This window comes from Zhouia amylolytica (genome assembly GCF_900116365.1).
In the GTDB taxonomy this organism is placed as follows: domain Bacteria; phylum Bacteroidota; class Bacteroidia; order Flavobacteriales; family Flavobacteriaceae; genus Zhouia; species Zhouia amylolytica.
In genome coordinates this window covers 226074-243896 of the sequence record NZ_FPAG01000007.1, presented here as the reverse complement: position 1 = coordinate 243896, position 17823 = coordinate 226074, and the positions used below count along the sequence as shown (strand labels likewise).

The window sequence follows — 17823 nt, the reverse complement described above, 5'->3', positions numbered from 1 at the left end:
ATTTGGCACAAAGCCTGGACAGTCCGAATTTGCAGCTGTATTAAAAACTCATAAACATTTAAAATAATGAAAAACCTTTTATCAATAGTAACCGCTTTATTAGTAGCGAGTAGCTTGTATGCTCAGTCTGTTGACTGGAAAAAATTAGAAAAGATCTCAGCAGATCATATACTTTTAGAGGATAAAAAACCAACCGAAGTTCTGTTACTGGGAACATTTCACTTCAATTATCCCGGACTTGACGGGCATAAAACCGCAGATGCCGATAAAATGGATATACTGTCACCTCAGAAACAACAGGAATTAGAGGAGCTATTAGTAGTTTTAAAACGATTCAATCCTACCAAAATATATGTAGAATCTTTAAATCAATCCTATCACGATTCCCTTTATAACGCTTATTTAAAAGGGGATTTCACATTAAAAAGAAACGAAATCTATCAGGTGGCATATCGTCTAGCCAAAGACCTGGGGCATAAAAAAGTGTATGCAGTGGATGCAGAAAGCTTGAATTCCGATTTTGGTAATAAGCTAAGCAAGGAAGAACAGAACACCTTCAAGGATAAGATTTTTGGGGATAACAATACATTGGTTAATAAAGAATTAAGTGACTATTGGGGTGCGAAATACAGCGAATTGTATAAAGCAAGTGATGTGTGGGAAAAAGATATGACCTTATTGGAAATATTTCTTGGAATGTCGTCTCCTGAATATTTACGACGTGCACATGGTCATTACCTCACCCAGGGGTTCAATACCCATAATACGCTCGGACCTGACGGATTAGCGATGTGGTGGTACAGCCGAAACCTCCGTATCTATAATAATATCCTGAAAACTCAACCCACCTCAGATGATCGGATATTAGTACTCTTTGGAAATGGACATATGTCTATTCTGAATGAGTGCTTTAAAGCCTCACCACAATTTAAAGTGGTTAGCCTGGAGAGCCTGGTGAAAGAAAGTATTTGATATTTAAACGATGGTTAAAGTGTATAAGGGGCTGACAAAATATAATATACATTTAAAATCAGGATGGTTTGAACCCATTCAGCCATCCTGAATATTATACTTAAAGCTGTTTGAGTGCACTAGGATTCATACCTGCATATTTTTGGAAGGCTTTACTAAAGTGTGCAGCATCGACGAATCCTAATTTAAAGGCGATCTCGTTGATATTTAAATTACTTTGTTTCAAAAGACTTTCCGCCATTTTCATCTTGGTTTCCATAATATACTGTTGAAGAGAAATTCCAAGGTGTTTTTTAATATAAATGCCGACGTAATTTGGCGACATCTGAAATGCCGAGGCGATAGCTTTGGTGTTTATAAGGTCTTTTTTTAATACATTTTGACGGACATAGGTTAAGATGGCATCCACCTTGTCTTTATCAGTCATCCGCTCCGGGGGGGCTTCCTTCAGGGTAGCTTTTAAATTCCTCGAGAGCACAATTAACAACGCCTCAAACAAGGCGGTCATTACATTACGCCCGTAGGTTTGTGGCATTTGGAATTCATCGCGAATAAGCGCATACAATCCAAAAAGTTGCTTTCTGTCTTGCTCATTACAGATAATACTCTTAGCAATAATATTAGAGTGAAAAATAACCGATTCCAGGTGTTTGCGCCAGTAGGTGCTGGTGGCAAAGGATGCCTTTTCTATAAATAGCTGTTCGGTGAATTTGATTATCCCAAAGGTGCTTGGTTCGGCAACAATAAATTCATGTTCATCTTTAGGAGTCAGAAAGAAAAGATCTCCTTGCTTATAATCAACCATACTTTCATTCAATAAATGCTGACCACTTCCTTTTATCACAAAGGTTAATTCAAAAAAATGATGCTTGTGACGGGGGTATCCCCATTCATGAACCGCTTCAAATTCGAAAACGTCAAAATCCCTGGTGATGTAAAATCGCTTCGACATGGTGATTGATTTATACAAATATACCATGAGTTTTTACAAGACCAACTGCATATACCAACTTTATCTTTGTCATAACAAATTCAGCAATAAAACCCGCGTTTAAAATTAAGCACAGTAAAATCATGAATATAATCAAGACTAATAAAAAGCTTAAATCAATAGGAGTACTGCTATCAATGTTCGGAATCGTCGCTTGCGGGCAACCGGAATCCTCAAAAATGGCAAATACTAAAAAATTGGAACCACAGCAATCCAAAAAGAATCGTCATTGGCCCAATGGGGCTCAATTGGTGATTTCATTCTCCATGCAGTTTGAGACCGGAGGTCAACCCGATGGTGCTGAGAGTCCGTTTTCAGGAAAGCCATTACCCAAGGAAACACCTGATATGCCGGCAAACAGTTGGTTTCGTTATGGAGCTAAAGAAGGTATTTACAGAATGCTGAAGCTATGGGAAAAACATGGTATTCACGTAACTTCCCATGTGGTAGGAGAGGCGGCCATAAAATATCCTGAGGTAGCGAAAGCGATCGCCAGAGGTGGACATGAAATTGCGGCTCATGGAATTTCCTGGAGTGACCAATGGAATATGACCTATGAAGAAGAATATGAATTCATAAAAAAAGGCATTGATACTGTCGAAGCTATTACCGGTAAACGAGGCAGGGGGTATAATGCGAATTGGTTGCGAAGAGGCCCTAACACCTTAAAGGTGTTGCAAGACCTTAACTTTTTATACCATATCGATGACTTAAGTCGTGATGAACCGTTTGTGACGTTGGTCAGAGGAGAAAAATTTGTGGTAATTCCTTATACCCTTAGGAATAATGACATCGTGAATATAGAGGGGAAAAACTGGAGTCCTGATCAGTTTTTGGCTCAACTCAAAGCCGAATTCGATCAATTATACCTCGAAGGGGCTAGTCAGAGACGAATGATGAGTGTAAGCCTCCACGATCGCATAGGGGGCGCGCCGGGTATAGTGAAGGTTGTTGATCAATTTATTCAGTATGCCAAAAGTCATCAAGACGTGGTATTCATGAGAAAAGATGAAATAGCTGAAATGGTCATAGACGATCCAAATACCCTTATAGATCCTTCGGAAATGGAGTATAACAAGTAAAAACGCTATGTAATTTTTGAATAATACCATTAAGCTGTAAACAGAAAGAAGCATTAAAAACCGGATTATATAATATTATGACTAACTTAAGTTTCCAAACAGAACGTTTATGGGTACGACCAACTCATTTGGAAGATGCCGATTTTATACTCGAGTTATTTAATAGCCCGAAGTGGTTAACTTTTATAGGTGACAGACAGTTACATTCTCGGGAAGACGCTGAAACCTATATTGAAGCTCAGATGTTATCACAATTAAAGCGCTTGGGATATGGGAATTACACCGTGATCAGAAAATCCGATCAGAAGAAAATAGGGGCAATCGGACTCTATGATCGCGAGGATTTGGATGATATTGACCTGGGGTTTGCTTTTTTATCGGAATTTGAAGGAAATGGATATGCCTTTGAAAGTGTAAAGGGACTAACCGAACTGGCAATAAATACATTTCAATTGAACCGACTGATTGCCATTACCTTGCCTGTAAACGTAGGAGCTCAGAACCTGTTAACCAAATTAGGATTTGAATTTGAAAGAATGATCCATCGTAACCATCCGCAAAAAGATTGGATGTTGTATCGTATAAAACATTAAAATTAAAAACCATGAAAGCAATAGGATTTAAAACATCGTTAGCCATAAAAGAAAAAGATAGTTTTATAGCATTTGAAACTCAAAAGCCCGTATCCAAAGGAAAGGATATACTGGTAAAAATAGCTGCTGTTTCAGTCAATCCGGTTGATTATAAGGTACGACAGAACAGTGCCAAAGATACCGTCCTGAATACCCCTAAAATCATTGGGTGGGATGCTGTTGGAACGGTTGAGGCGGTAGGAAATGAAGTTACATTGTTCAAGACCGGCGATCAGGTTTTCTATGCGGGTGATATTACGCGTCCGGGTAGTAATGCTGAATATCAACTCGTAGATGAACGCATTGTGGGAAGACGTCCCGAAGGACTAACCCCGGAAGAAGCAGCTGCTATGCCTCTGACTTCCTTGACAGCCTGGGAGATACTTTTTGATCGCATGCGTATTTCAGCGGAAAAAGACAAAGGCAAAAGCATATTAATGATCGGAGGAGCCGGGGGAGTAGGATCTATCGCCATTCAATTGGCAAAAAAAATAGCAGGACTGAACGTGATCGTCACGGCATCAAGACCCGAGACCACGGAATGGTGTAAAGAAATGGGTGCCGATGTGGTGGTCAACCATAAAGATTTACTAAATCAAATGAAAGAGGCCGGATACCCGCAAGTGGATTTCATTTTAGATTTCGTAAATACCAATAGCTATTGGGATAAAATGGTAGAACTCATAAAACCTCAAGGCCATATTGCATCCATTACCGGAAGCGCAGATCCGGTGGTGTTGAATGATCTGAAGACAAAAAGTGTGTCCTTTTCCTGGGAATTCATGTTCACCCGTCCCATGTTTCAAACGGAAGATATGATTGCACAACACCATATATTGAATAAGGTCGCTGCTTTACTTGAAAATGGAACCCTTAAGTCGACCCTTACCAATACCATGAATGGATTAACTGTTGAAAATCTTAAAGATGCTCATACTTTACTGGAGTCGGGAAAGGCCATAGGAAAAACCGTTATTAAATTTTAAGCAACAACTGATCCCGTTTTCAGCGGTCAAAATGAAGAGAAATAAAATGAAATATAACAAACTATTCGAACCCTATAATTTGAGCGGAAAACTATTGAAGAACCGCTTTTTAATGGCGCCAATGACCCGCTCAAGAAGTTCTCAGCCCGGGGATGTTCCAAATGCATTAATGGCGGAATACTACGGACAAAGAACTTCAGCAGGGATTATCATCACTGAAGCCACCCAGGTTTCTTTACAGGGTAAAGGCTATGCCAATACACCTGGAATATACACTAAAGAACAAATTGAAGCCTGGAAGCAGGTAACTAAAAAAGTACATCAGAAAGGAAGCAAGATCTTCTTGCAACTTTGGCATGTTGGTCGTGTTAGTGCTTATAAAGTTAATGGACTCCAACCGATGGGACCTTCAGCTATAAAGGCTAAGGATACCCAAGTGTATATATTTAACGGAGCCCCCAACGGAGATGCTACCTTTGTGCCGGTTGATGAACCTAAAGAAATGAGTCAGCAAGATATCGATCAGGCAATTGAAACCTTTGCTCAAGGGGCATTAAATGCTATGGAAGCCGGTTTTGATGGGGTAGAAATTCACGGAGCCAATGGATATTTGATCGATCAGTTTTTACGAAGCAATGCGAATAAACGGACCGATCGCTATGGAGGAAGTAAAGAAAATAGAATTCAATTGCTTCTTGAAATCACCAGGGCGGTGGTGGAGGCGGTAGGGAATGCTCATGTTGGGGTTCGCTTATCACCTTTTATTAAATTTAAGGATATGGACGATCCGGAAATCCTGGATACCATCATGTTGGCAGTTAAAGCTCTTGATGAAATAGGGGTGACCTACATTCACCTGAGTGAGGCAGATTGGGATGATGCCCCGGAAATTCCCGATAATTTCAGAGTAGAATTACGAAATAACTTCCATAATACCGTCATTGCAACCGGTAATAAAACACCGGAACAAGGAGAGGCTTTATTGAAAGAAGGGCTCGTAGATTTGATCGGGTTTGGTCGCGGATTTTTAGCGAACCCGGATTATCCTGAACGAGTAGCATTAAATGCCCAAATGAATGAGATAACAGACACCCATACGCTATTTGGTGGTGGAGATGAAAGGGGGTATACCGATTATCCTTTTCTTCTAGACAGGTGTTGAGTTTCTTGCAGGATTTAGTTGTAAGATGCTTATTCAGTGTTGTTTATATCATTATTGAAGTCTGAAATATTTTTCGCACATAGAATTTTTTCTACTATCTTTATAAGACCTGATCTGTTGGCATGGTTAGAAATAATTAAAAACAACCGTTAATTTTTCATTCGATACGGTTCGTCTGCTTATAGATGGGTATGAGTTTTACCACCTAAAAACAGAGATACATGAAGATTCAAAAAACCGGTTTATCGTTCTTTATCGCATTGGTAAGTATTTTATTGATTACTTCTTGTCAACAGAAAGAAAAGAGTGCCTCACAGCTTGAAGAAACATCAAAACTACCTTATGATGATCCCGAGTTCAAGGGTAAAATTGGGAGGACTTATCAGGATTCCGAAATGGATTGGCCTGATTTACCATCACCAAAAGCCGACGCTCCGAATGTCATTATCATTTTGCTTGATGATGTTGGATTTGGGATGACAAGTACTTTTGGAGGATCAATTCCCACCCCACATTTAGATTCTTTAGCAAATGTAGGATTGCGATATAATCGCTTTCATACTACTGCTATTTGCGGTCCGTCGAGAGCTGCTTTAATTACGGGAAGAAATCATCATAACTCAGGGAGTGGGTTTTTAGCAGAATGGGCAACGGGATATCCAAGTTATACCACTATGATCCCTCGTTCAACCGCCACGATTGGAAAACTGATGAAATATAATGGTGTAAATACCTCTTGGTTTGGTAAAAATCACAACACTCCTGACTGGGAGACTTCTGCAGCCGGACCTTTTGATCGCTGGCCGACGGGATTAGGTTTTGATTACTTCTATGGATTTAATGCAGGAGAAACACATCAGTACTACCCGGTTATATTTGAAAATACCGTACCGGTAGAACCCGAAGAAACTCCGGAAGAAGGCTATCATTTTCAAACGGATATGACTAATAAAGCCATTGAATGGCTACAACTTCAAAAATCAATCTCCCCCGATAAACCTGTTTTCATGTATTATGCCCCTGGAGCGGTTCATGCCCCTCACCATGTGCGAAAGGAATGGAGCGAAAAATTCAAAGGGAAATTCGACCATGGCTGGGATAAGGAACGTGAAATTGTTTATGCACGTCAAAAGGAAATGGGAATAATTCCTCAGGATGCGGCACTGTCCGAAAGAAACGAGAACGTTCCTGTTTGGGATTCATTAGGTGAAGAGGAAAAGAAGTTTTATACCCTCTTATATGAAAATTTCGCGGGTTATTTGGCCTTTACAGATCATGAAGTAGGACGTTTATTAAAGGCTGTCAGGGAGCTTCCAGACGCAGATAATACCCTTGTAATGTATATAGTAGGAGATAATGGAGCCAGTGCTGAGGGTGGTTTACAAGGAACTATTAATGAAGTTAAAGCATTAAACGGAATCCCTAGTAGCATAGAAGAAAATCTCAAAAAAGCGGATGAAATAGGAGGTCCGGATACTGAACCCCATTTTCCTATTGGATGGGCCTTTGCAGGAAACACCCCATTTCCATGGGTGAAACAAGTAGCCTCTCATTTTGGGGGTACCAGAAACCCCATGGTGGTTTCCTGGCCTAAGGTAATTAAAGATAAAGGGGGCATACGGTCTCAGTTTCTTCATATTATTGATATAGTTCCTACCGTTTTAGAGGCAACAGGGATTCAAATGCCGGCTTATGTCGAAGGGGTTCAACAACGCCCTATGGATGGGAAATCTTTTATGTCTACATTTACCGACGCAGATGCCCCGGAAATACGAACCACACAATATTTTGAAGTGTTCAGTAACCGCGCTTTATATCACGATGGCTGGGTAGCTGCTCATCAGCATACTTTTCCATGGCGACAGGATTTTGCACCGGGTTATGAAAATGAAGTATGGGAACTCTATAATGTAGCGGAAGATTTTTCGGAATCCAATAATGTAGCTGATCAATACCCGGAAAAATTAGAAGAATTAAAAGAGCTATGGGAAAAAGAAGCTGAAAAATACCATGTATTTCCACTAGATGACCGCGGGGCTGCCCGGCTGGCAGTACCAAAACCCTCACCACTAGGAGATCGCAAAGAGTTCACCTACTATGAAGGAGCCATACGAATTCCCGAAACTGCAGCACCAAATACTAAAAATACCTCGTGGACAATGGAAGCTTTGGTAAATACTAAAAGGGGAATGAAAGATGGTGTAATTAATGCCATCGGAGGTCTTGGAGGGGGCTATACCTTGTTCGTTAAAAACGGAAATCCAACTTTTTTGTACAATTTCTTTGAATCCGATATTATGACGATCACGTCCGCTAAGCCATTGCCTGATGGTTTGGCCAGTATTAAAGTGGAATTCAATTACGACGGAGGCGGAATGGGTAAAGGAGCCACCGTAAATTTATATATGAATAATGAAAAAGTAGGGGAAGGTAGATTGGAAGCGACCGTACCGGCTCGATTTGGTATCGATACTTTTGGCATCGGAGTAGATACAGGCTCACCTGTTACAGAAACCTATGGAGCTAATGAATTTCAAGGTAAAATAGAAGAAGTAAACATCAAACTAAGACCTGAATAATAGGTCTTAGTTATTATAATTTATAATTAAGTGAATAACTATAATAGCTTTAGTATCCAGGCTCATTTCACTTGTTCCCAAGAGTACGTGTAGAATAAAGGGAACATTTTATGAAATGATGCTCTCGCTTATTTGGCCGTATAGTCATAAGTGTGGCAAAAATTGGCTTAAAAAATCGGAATATATTGATAGTGTCTGTTACCATGAGAAAATAATCCGAATAGCTCATACCATAACACATATCTGTTTTCTTATTACAATTCAGACAGTCTTCCCTCTAATAAATGTGTAGTTTCTAAGGAAAAATCCCCGTTCATAAAAAGGGAATAACCCATTGATTAACAAGTAGTTGTTTTAGATCTTTATAACATGATTATGCTAAGTATAATCAAAATGCCCACGATCCCCAGCCTTATCAATGACTCAAAAATCTAAAAACAACAAATGTTATGGCTTCAGTACAATTTACTTTTTCATCAGCAGATGACCAGCGTTCATCTGATTTAAACAATATATCTATAGAAGTAAAGATTCCTAAATTTTCTTTTAATATCAGTAGGAGTCATATTTCGCGATATGTTAGTGACCATAAGACTTTTAGTACCTCTCAGGATATTGATGACAACTCCTATAAGGTTCATCTGCCATTACCCGAATTGGTCGGGTCTGATACTGAAGATATCTATGGCTTTTTCCTATATCACTTTATTGATATCCTAAGAGATGTTGGAATCAATATCAATGATTACTCCTTTAAATTTACCATAGATATCAAAGACGGGCTGAATCAGGTTATAAAGTCAAAAGAATTTGAAGGTATTTACTATTTGAAATCCCCTTATTCTTCTGATTTTGACAGGCGTAATCATCAAGAGGAATACGGTAAGTTTAGAAGCACATATGGCGATATTACTTCTAAAAAAACTGAGAAATTGAATGAAAAAGGCTTGTCAAATCTTCCTGAACAATACAATAATCGTGTTTTTATTATAAATAAAGAGGCGTATGAGTTATTTAAATATATTTTCGATGCAGCTCATCCGGACAGGAATATCACTGATGAATTTGTATTAAACTTTATCCAAATTCTTGTTGATCTCAATGGAGAGCATCCTGAATTTATGGATGCTGATTTTACGATTGGAATTACACAATTAAGAGACTTTCTTAAGAAGTCCGAATATAATATAAGCAAGGAATTCTTTGAATATTTACAAGAAAACTTCAACAAATTATTCGATTTCCCAATCGCAGTTCCTGAAATTAATACCTTGTCTATAGCAGGAGAAATGACTATTATTTCAGAGGAGGAAGTTAGTCAGCAAGATTTAGATTTCTACGACCTCTCTGTAGAATATCAACATCCGGATGGAACCCCCAAAATATTAAAATACGATTGGTTATCAAGTGCCCGGAAGATTGAAAATAATAAGATAGCTTTCAATTTTACTGAAGACGAAGTTATACTCACAAACAATATATCCGGACCGATAACCATAAAGGTTAAAGGTTACGACGGTGCCGTACTTTGGGAAGATAAACTTCGTAAAACGGACGAAACCTTGCAGAATCTCGATATAACCATAAAAAAATATCCTTCCGGAACCATAGAGGTTGATCCGCAAACAGGCATACCACGAAGTACGAAGCGATTGAGGGGAAAGGTCCTGCAAAATGGTGATAAGTATAATTTAAATGGACTAACAATTATTGTTCAGGCTAAAAAAGAAGGTGATGAAATAAATCGAATCGTAGCTTCTTCTACTACAGACCAATCAGGAAACTTTTCATTAGATTATCCTTATGGGGATTATACCGAAGCTCAGGCCATGGTTTCCTTAATGCCCAATAGTCCGGTTGACCTGGATGTAGATCAAGATAACTCCAATGAAACTATTTCAGACGATTTTATTTATTTACTCCTGATTGATGAAGAAGTACAGGTGCCGGAAAGTGAATCCGAAGAAGACGATTGCGGTTGTCACACCCCTAAAAAAGCCAAAAGGTTACCCGATCAGGAAGACCTGATTAACTCTGATGAATATACTCAGGATATTGGAGGTTCATGTATCAATCTTTCTACACCCAACAGAACCTTAAGAGAATATAGTTATAACGCCATTGTACGTATATCAGATCCTGAAGTATCAAATTATGTACTGGAAAAGAAAAAGGAGCGAGATGGTAAAATATCATATAACCTGGTAGGAGGAAAGAAAACCCTTGATAGGAGAGAAGTAGGACTCGATAATCCTATTCGCTGGGAAGATGCTCCCGATGCGAAAGAAAACCTTTCAATGTATCAGGCAGTTTCTGTGGCCACAGGGCATATACTCCATTATAAGTCCGTTTTCAAAGCAGATGGATATTCTTTAGGAGATTTAGTGTATTCACTACCCTTGGCACCCGGACAAAAGAAACAAATTGTAGTGTTTGAATCTTCGCATTCATTAACCGGTGCAGAATCACAAAGCATATCCCAGGGAGAAAGTTTATCTGCCGAACTAATCAGTGATCGATTTATTACCGATCAGATCAGTGGAGGTATTAATGAAAATATGAGCGGAAGAAGCAGAGCACACACTTCCGGAATGTCAGCCGGTTTAGGTGTAGGTGTTTCCTATGGTGGCATTGGAGCATCTTTAGGAGTTGCCGGAGGATTTGCGAATTCAAATTCCTCTGCATCTCAAAACAGTTCCCGAAATATCTCTCAGTCTTTTGGTGAAAAACTAAGACAATCCCTGATGCAGAACGCAGAAAGTTACCGCGAACTAAATGCATCCGTTGTAACTACGGTTACCGAAGGACAAGACTATGGAGTAACCGCAGAAACGGTAGCCAATCATAACCATTGCCATTCGTTGACGATGATGTATTTCGAGGTATTGAGACATTATGCCATTTACCAGGAACTCTCACATGTTGAAGAATGTGTGTTTGTTCCGTTATTAATGACCAATTTCTCAACAGAGAACATCCATAAGTGGAAAGATATTTTAGCTAAAAATCTAAAACCTATCCCTTCTAATACCTATTTAAGACCATTTTCATTTATAAGAAGACAACATCCTTTGTTAAAAGCTTTTGATGCCAATGAGCGTATAAAAACAGCTTATGAGCGTGTGGATTTTCCTGAGAATACCTATGCTGATGAAGTTATTACTGAACTTTCAGGGCATATGAAGTTTAACATACATATTCCAAGACCAAAAACAAGGTTTGACAGAATACTATCTTTTCCGGTTATAAAAAAGACCATTACATCAGACGCAGGAATAGATGTAGCCGGTACAATTCGCGAGAATATCAAAGATTCGGTTGTGGGGGCTGTTGTTCCTTGTGCAGCTAAAGGACCATCTATTAAGCGAAATACTACTTCTACGGAAGTTTTAACCCGTGGACAAATATTTGATATGTTCATGACGCTGGATGCTAACTATGAAAGTGTACCCCCTGCAAAATGTATTAGGGTAAATTTCGATGGCTCAAATGGTATAAATGTATTTGATGACTTTATGGGAATTGTTTTTGATGGTGATGAGACTCCTACTCCTATGGATTTCTTTGCAGGTATGGAAAAGGAAAAGAAACTATGGGAAGCATATGCGCAGATACTGGATATGGACTTGCAAGAATTATTTCAATATTTTAATGGTAATGTGATTGCCGATTGGGATCGCATATTTAATGAACATATAGCCCCTCAAATTGTAAGTAATCTTATTAATGACGCCACAGGTGGAAGTGGAGGAAGAATCTCCATTACACCATTGGGAGATATTGATCTTACAGAGGATAGAAAGTATAAAGGAGGGAATAGAATTCTTAAGTATTATATTAAAGATAATGGCATTCCTGCCAGTATTACCCGAAAATCTATTGATGAAATAGAAATTGATTATTCTTCTCCGCTTACCGGAGAACATCATGACTTATTCTTTGATTTTGTGACCTTTAAACTTCACAGTATTCAAATTAATTATAGAAGTGATCATCATTCCTCAACTCTTATAAACAGACGTATTTATAATGATTTACACGATGATGTTGAGAATATTAATACACCTTTAAACTCATTCGAAAAAAGAAATCCACGTAAAGAAGATGAATATTTAGTAAATGAACTGATAGAACATCTCAATAGCAACCTCGAGCATTACAACAAGATACTCTGGGCTAACTTAGATCCCGACCGAAGGTATATGTTACTGGATGGCTTTAATATTCAGACCTATACTTCTACAGGAAACAAGTCGGTTATGCGCAGTCTGGCCTCAGTGGTCAAGAATGAACTGGTCACCATAACAGGAAACTCACTTGTATTTCCGGTTGCTGATGGTTACCGGGTGGGACGAAATAATATGCTCGAAGAGATAGGGGATAATGTATTCGAAGAGACTACTTTATTTGATTACTACAAACCTTTAACACCAATACCACCGTACAGATTGAGTGTTCCTACTAAAGGCGTATTCATGGAGGCTATCCAGGGTAATTGTGATGCCTGTGAAATGGTGAAAGAGAACTCATCTCAGGATTGGGATAAGTTTAGAACCGAAGAACCAACTCAAATTTCACCGGTAATTACACCGACTCCAACCATTACCGATTATAAGCCGGAATATAAAGATTTTGCTACCCCAATGGTGAATATCCAGAATGCTCCGGACGCACCGGCACCAGCAGCAGGATTAGCTCAGATGTCGGAACTGTTAGGTAAATCGGGAGTGTTTAAAGATATTACCGGTTTAAGCGGCAATCAGGAAAACGCCATGAAGACGTACCTGTCTAATCAGGAAAACGCGAAAGCTTTTGCGGAAATGGCTAAGAGCCTTGCCACCCAACAGCATAACACCCAAAATTCACAGGGTATAGCCGATGGAATAGCCCAGGCCCGTCGCGATGGAAACATCAGCGAGGAAGATGCTCAAAACTTAACACGTCAGCATCTGCAACAACAGATTGACGGTGGTGAAAGTGCACGGGAAAGTGAACAGTTTGAACGAGAACAGAACCGTCCTTCGTTAATGCAACCCGCCTCGGAGGCTATCAGTAGAGGGCAATCGGTTCAGGCTCAACGTACCGATGCAGATGGTACGCATGAGGCTATAAACGTAAGACCACCGGAAGGATCTCAACCAATAAATGTAAATTTCCAGGTTGAAGGTATAGTTCAACCTCCTATGGGATGTTGGGCAACCGTAGCTACCATGATGATGAATTGGAAATTAAGAAGTTCCAATCCAATTCAGGAAGTGTTACGAATGGCAGGTGACAATTTAAATCCGCCAAATGAAAATTATTATGTAGATATGTTCAATAATGCTACAGGTCTGCCAGCTTCTGAAAAAGAGCAATTTATTACGGCATTGAATATGGAAGCCATGCCACCTGCAAGTTATACCATACAACAGTATTACGATTGGTTAAGTCATTATGGCCCGCTTTGGGTTACTGTTGATGCTGATAGTAGTGAAGGTTTCTCGCCACATGCTTTATTGTTATTTGGAATGGAAGGAGATCTCAATAATCAGAATGATGTAACCTTTAAGTTTATAAATCCGGCTGACGGACAAGAGCAGTTCGAATATTTTGAAGATTTTATAGAGATGTTCGAACAAATGGTTACCGACAATTCAGGAAGCCTGTTTTTCCAGATAGTAAGGTTTGCAGAAGCTATACCTCAATTATCTGAAGGACAAGGACCGAATATCACATGGATGAATGGTGTGCCTTCTAATATGACTAATTTTAAGGATACTTTGAAAAACCGGGCAATTAGTGAGTATGAATTTTGGCATAATGGAGGCTCTCATACCGGCGATGCTTTCTGGGAAACAGAGAGCCATGTAGAACAACGGTTAAGAGATTACTGGCTGGCTTGTTTCGATACAAATGATACGGGTTCTGCAACAACAGCCTTTACAACAGCTAGGGCCAACGACAATATTAATACGAGAGCTGCATGGAGTGCTGCTTTTATCGGATACCTTGTTCGAGAGGCAGGGATTTCAAGTAATTCCGTGTTTGTAAGGTCTCAACGTCATGTAGATTTTATAGCTAAAGCCATTTTGAACAAAGAAAACAATAATCGTCGAAATCCGTTTTGGGGTTATAAAATTAGTGACTATGCTCCTCAAGTTGGCGATATTGTAGGAAGGAGTACCGCAGTCAATTATAATGATGTAGTCAACAGATCAAACCAGGAGGTAAATCGTGCGTCATCACATACTGATATTGTGGTCGAAAAGACTAACGAATATATTACTGTAATTGGAGGGAATTTAGAAGTTGATTCTATTCAGACAGAGAAGTTGGCTAATGGTACCTGGAACAATTTGGTTACACCTCATGCCTTAACAAATGTGAGTGTAGGTAAACGAAGAATTTACCTCGATGAAGCCGGTAAAATAGATCCAAACAAAACCTGGCAAATCTATAATAACGATACGGGCAGTGATTTTGATGATCGAGTTCAATATACCGGATCACAAAGTCAATACTTTGTTGTAATTAAAGTCCGTACAACACCATAGTACTAACGATAAACTTTATTAATTGCATTAAAAAGCTGTCTTTTATGGCAGCTTTTACCTTTTTAAAAACAGGAGGATTTAAATTTTAATATTTGTTTGCTATAAAAATTCAATTGATGTCAACCCAAAAAGCCCCGAAGGGCCTTTCTAAAGCATGGGCAGGGGCATACCCATCCATTCACAAAATTAAGCTTGGTTGATTTCCTTTTTATAGCATTTCAAATAATTGAGCCATTGGTTTTCTCACTTTGGCCAGCGATTGGGTAGTATCTGTATCACTCCTGTAACCTACAGGAACAATAACGGAAGCATTGAGGCCTCGCTCAGTTAATCCCAATACTTCATTATACGTTGTAGCTTCAAAGCCTTCCATCGGACAGGTGTCGATTTTTAACTCGGCACAAGCAGACAGCAGATTGGCTAAAGCAATATAAGTCTGATGTTTGGTCCATTGAAATTGATCATCAATCGATTTCTCATCGATCTTCGCCTTCATAAAATCGCCATAACCCTTCAGGTTCTCTTTTTCCAGTTCTCGGGTAGCCGCTATCAGCTCAACATAGCTATCGATGTTTTGCTCAGATACCCGGGTATAATTACAGAAAACGAATAAATGAGAGGCATCCGTTATCTGCGATTGGTTCCAGGAAGCCGGACGGAGTTTTGCCCTGACTTTCTTGTTTTCAATAATAAGCACTTTATACAATTGCAAGCCATAGGAAGAAACAGAGAGCTGTATGGCCTTCTTTAAACTTTCCAATTGCTCCGCAGTAATTTTCCTGTTCGGATCAAATTCTTTGGTGGCATAACGCCATTCCTGGTTTTCTATAAATTTCATAGTTCGTTTTTTAGGGTGTAATTCTCCATTAAAAAATCAGTTTTAAATCCCATTTTCTCATACATGGCTTTCGCCATCTCCGAAGCTTGCAGCGTGGCTAGTTTTGAATCAGAGTCGATAGCCTCATTCATAATATGATACATGATTTCGGTGGCATAGCCTTTTTTTCTTTGTGAAGGAACAATACCCAAACTATGGATCCCGGCTACCTGTTCAGTAATATGTAAAATAACGGTACCAACAAGGACTTCCTCTTCAGAAACAAGAATATAGGGAATCGTATTCATTGTATTCAGAACCGTTTCAACGCTGATATTATAATTAAAAGCCAAATGAAAAGCCTTGCTCCATAATTCGGCCTCCTCACGGTTTGTTACCGTTCTAAAATCAAAGATTTTTTGGGACTTGAACTTTTCAGTTAATTCCATACTCATCCCATACTGCTTAGATTTTAGCATAAAGTCAGGATCGGTCTGAAAAGGAGACGTATGTCCATTATTAAAATAAGAAAAAGTAAGTCCGGGTATCTTTTCCATACTCCCTATCAATTGATGTTTAAGCCCAGACCAAAGGGTAGAACCGGTCCACAGTCGATTCGGCCATTGGGTGTTTTTTATATGGGAACAATAAACTCCATTATGCTCTGAATATCCCTGAAATACTTCTCCGGCTACCGTCCATAAATTCGTTAGGTTATTAATGTTTAAAGCTGTTTTATTCATTGTTAAGTTTTATTTTGAGTTAATTAAAACGATACCAACCACCATGGCAAAGGCACCTAAAAGTCGTCTGGTTGTTAAAGGTTCTACCGGAAGGTTAAGCCAGCCAAACTTTCCAGCTAGCAGGGAGAACAACAGCTGACCGCAGAGTCCCCAGGCAATCATTTTTGAAATACCAAGTTTAGGAATCGTATAAAAATAAAGTGAGATGCCAATCATACTAAATAAGCCCCCAATAAACCATAAATACCAGGGCACTTGATGGAAGTTGCTCAACTGTATACTTCCCTTACCAATCGAAAACATATAAAACAGACCAAAAACGGCACTGGCCATAGAAGCTGATATGACCGCAATAACGGGATTCTTTAAAAGTGAACCCAACTGAGAATTGAATCCGGCTTGTATAGCTAAAAATATGCCTCCGGTGAAGGCTAATAAGTAAAATAATATTTTCATATGGCAAAGATGAGCAGTCGGCGTGACTTTATTCTTTACATATGTTGATTCGATTAAATTTCCTGTAATTTTTTTCGAATCCTGCTCAATTGAGTAGGGGTAATCCCAAGGTGAGAGGCAATGTAACGTAATGGAACCCGGTTTTCAATATCAGGGTGTTTTTGGATAAAATCGAGGTATCGTTCCCTGGCTTCTGTGAGTACAATTTCTATTTCCCGCTTTTCTTTATCAATGACCCAGTTTTTCTCCAGGTAAGCAATATAGAAATCCTTAAGATCCGGATGGTCCTCCATCAGCGCTCGATATTGGCTATAATCCAAACTGATAAGCGTGGCATCTTCAACAACTTCCAATGCGAAATGAGATGGCTTTTGGGTAATTGCTGATACGGTAGATCCTACAAAATCACCTTCTAAAAAGATGTTTTTATGATACAGGTTACCATCGTTATGGAGGTAATACGAAACGACAGCACCTCCATATAAGAGATGTATGTGCTTTGAAATTTGACCAACCTCAAGCAATATGGTTCCTTTTTTTAAGTGCTGTATGGAAGCTATAGCAAGCAGTGAGGCAAGCGTATCATCACTTAGCAGACTGTAGGTGTTGAATATGCTTTTGGTAAATGATCGGTATGTTTCTGTTGAGTTCATGGTGTGCTGATAACTTCAAATGTACGGTGGACATATCACGGGCATAAAGTTAAAGTTATTTGTTCGATCTCATGTTCATAATTAACGGTTAAAAACAATTGCGTATTTTTAAGAGCAAAGAGGAGCTGTTTGATAATCAGAACAGGGGAACTTGCGGTAGTTGAGAGCTGTAAATTAACGATTAAAACAAATGAATTCATACCATAACTGTAAC

At 39.1% G+C, this 17823-nt stretch carries 12 protein-coding genes; 7 read left to right on the top strand and 5 right to left on the bottom strand.

What is annotated here, in order from left to right; translation table 11 throughout:
• Positions 1-66: 66 nt before the first annotated feature.
• A complete protein-coding gene (locus BM361_RS12905) occupies positions 67-972 on the top strand; it encodes a DUF5694 domain-containing protein (protein WP_074979325.1) in 906 nt (301 codons plus the stop codon).
• Positions 973-1072: 100 nt separating this feature from the next.
• On the opposite strand, the gene BM361_RS12900 is transcribed toward BM361_RS12905, so the two are convergent.
• Positions 1073-1924 carry an AraC family transcriptional regulator gene (locus BM361_RS12900; RefSeq protein ID WP_074979323.1) on the bottom strand — a complete coding sequence of 284 codons (852 nt, stop codon included), beginning with the start codon at positions 1922-1924 and terminating at the stop codon, positions 1073-1075.
• 122 nt (positions 1925-2046) lie between these two features.
• On the opposite strand from BM361_RS12900, the gene BM361_RS12895 reads away from it, so the two are divergent.
• The 6 genes from BM361_RS12895 to BM361_RS12870 all read left to right on the top strand — a co-directional run bounded on the left by BM361_RS12895 (position 2047) and on the right by BM361_RS12870 (position 14940).
• Positions 2047-3045, top strand: coding sequence for a polysaccharide deacetylase family protein (locus BM361_RS12895; protein WP_074979322.1), 999 nt, complete (start codon positions 2047-2049; stop codon positions 3043-3045).
• 77 nt (positions 3046-3122) lie between these two features.
• Positions 3123-3638 (top strand): GNAT family N-acetyltransferase, encoded by a 516-nt coding sequence (locus tag BM361_RS12890; protein WP_074979320.1) that lies wholly within the window; start codon positions 3123-3125, stop codon positions 3636-3638.
• A gap of 11 nt (positions 3639-3649) precedes the next feature.
• The gene (locus BM361_RS12885; RefSeq protein ID WP_074979455.1) at positions 3650-4663 is read left to right on the top strand and encodes a zinc-binding alcohol dehydrogenase family protein; all 1014 of its coding nucleotides are present in this window, start codon (positions 3650-3652) and stop codon (positions 4661-4663) included.
• Between the two features lie 46 nt (positions 4664-4709).
• Positions 4710-5825 (top strand): alkene reductase, encoded by a 1116-nt coding sequence (locus BM361_RS12880; protein ID WP_074979453.1) that lies wholly within the window; start codon positions 4710-4712, stop codon positions 5823-5825.
• Between the two features lie 221 nt (positions 5826-6046).
• Complete coding sequence (locus tag BM361_RS12875) at positions 6047-8404, top strand: arylsulfatase (protein ID WP_083425945.1); 2358 nt, start codon at positions 6047-6049, stop codon at positions 8402-8404.
• Positions 8405-8853: 449 nt separating this feature from the next.
• Entirely contained in the window at positions 8854-14940 is a 6087-nt protein-coding gene (locus BM361_RS12870; protein ID WP_074979318.1) for a DUF2272 domain-containing protein, read from the top strand.
• Positions 14941-15148: 208 nt separating this feature from the next.
• On the opposite strand, the gene BM361_RS12865 is transcribed toward BM361_RS12870, so the two are convergent.
• Genes BM361_RS12865 through BM361_RS12850 form a run of 4 tightly spaced genes read right to left on the bottom strand, consistent with a single transcriptional unit; the run spans position 15149 to position 17609 of the window.
• On the bottom strand, positions 15149-15778 hold the full coding sequence (locus BM361_RS12865; RefSeq protein WP_074979316.1) for an NAD(P)H-dependent oxidoreductase: 630 nt from the start codon (positions 15776-15778) through the stop codon (positions 15149-15151).
• On the bottom strand, positions 15775-16500 hold the full coding sequence (locus BM361_RS12860) for a GNAT family N-acetyltransferase (protein ID WP_074979314.1): 726 nt from the start codon (positions 16498-16500) through the stop codon (positions 15775-15777). The genes BM361_RS12865 and BM361_RS12860 overlap by 4 nt, the downstream gene beginning before the upstream one ends.
• Before the next feature lie 9 nt (positions 16501-16509).
• A complete protein-coding gene (locus BM361_RS12855; RefSeq protein WP_074979312.1) occupies positions 16510-16956 on the bottom strand; it encodes a DMT family transporter in 447 nt (148 codons plus the stop codon).
• Between the two features lie 53 nt (positions 16957-17009).
• Complete coding sequence (locus BM361_RS12850) at positions 17010-17609, bottom strand: Crp/Fnr family transcriptional regulator (RefSeq protein ID WP_074979310.1); 600 nt, start codon at positions 17607-17609, stop codon at positions 17010-17012.
• Between the last annotated feature and the right edge of the window lie 214 nt (positions 17610-17823).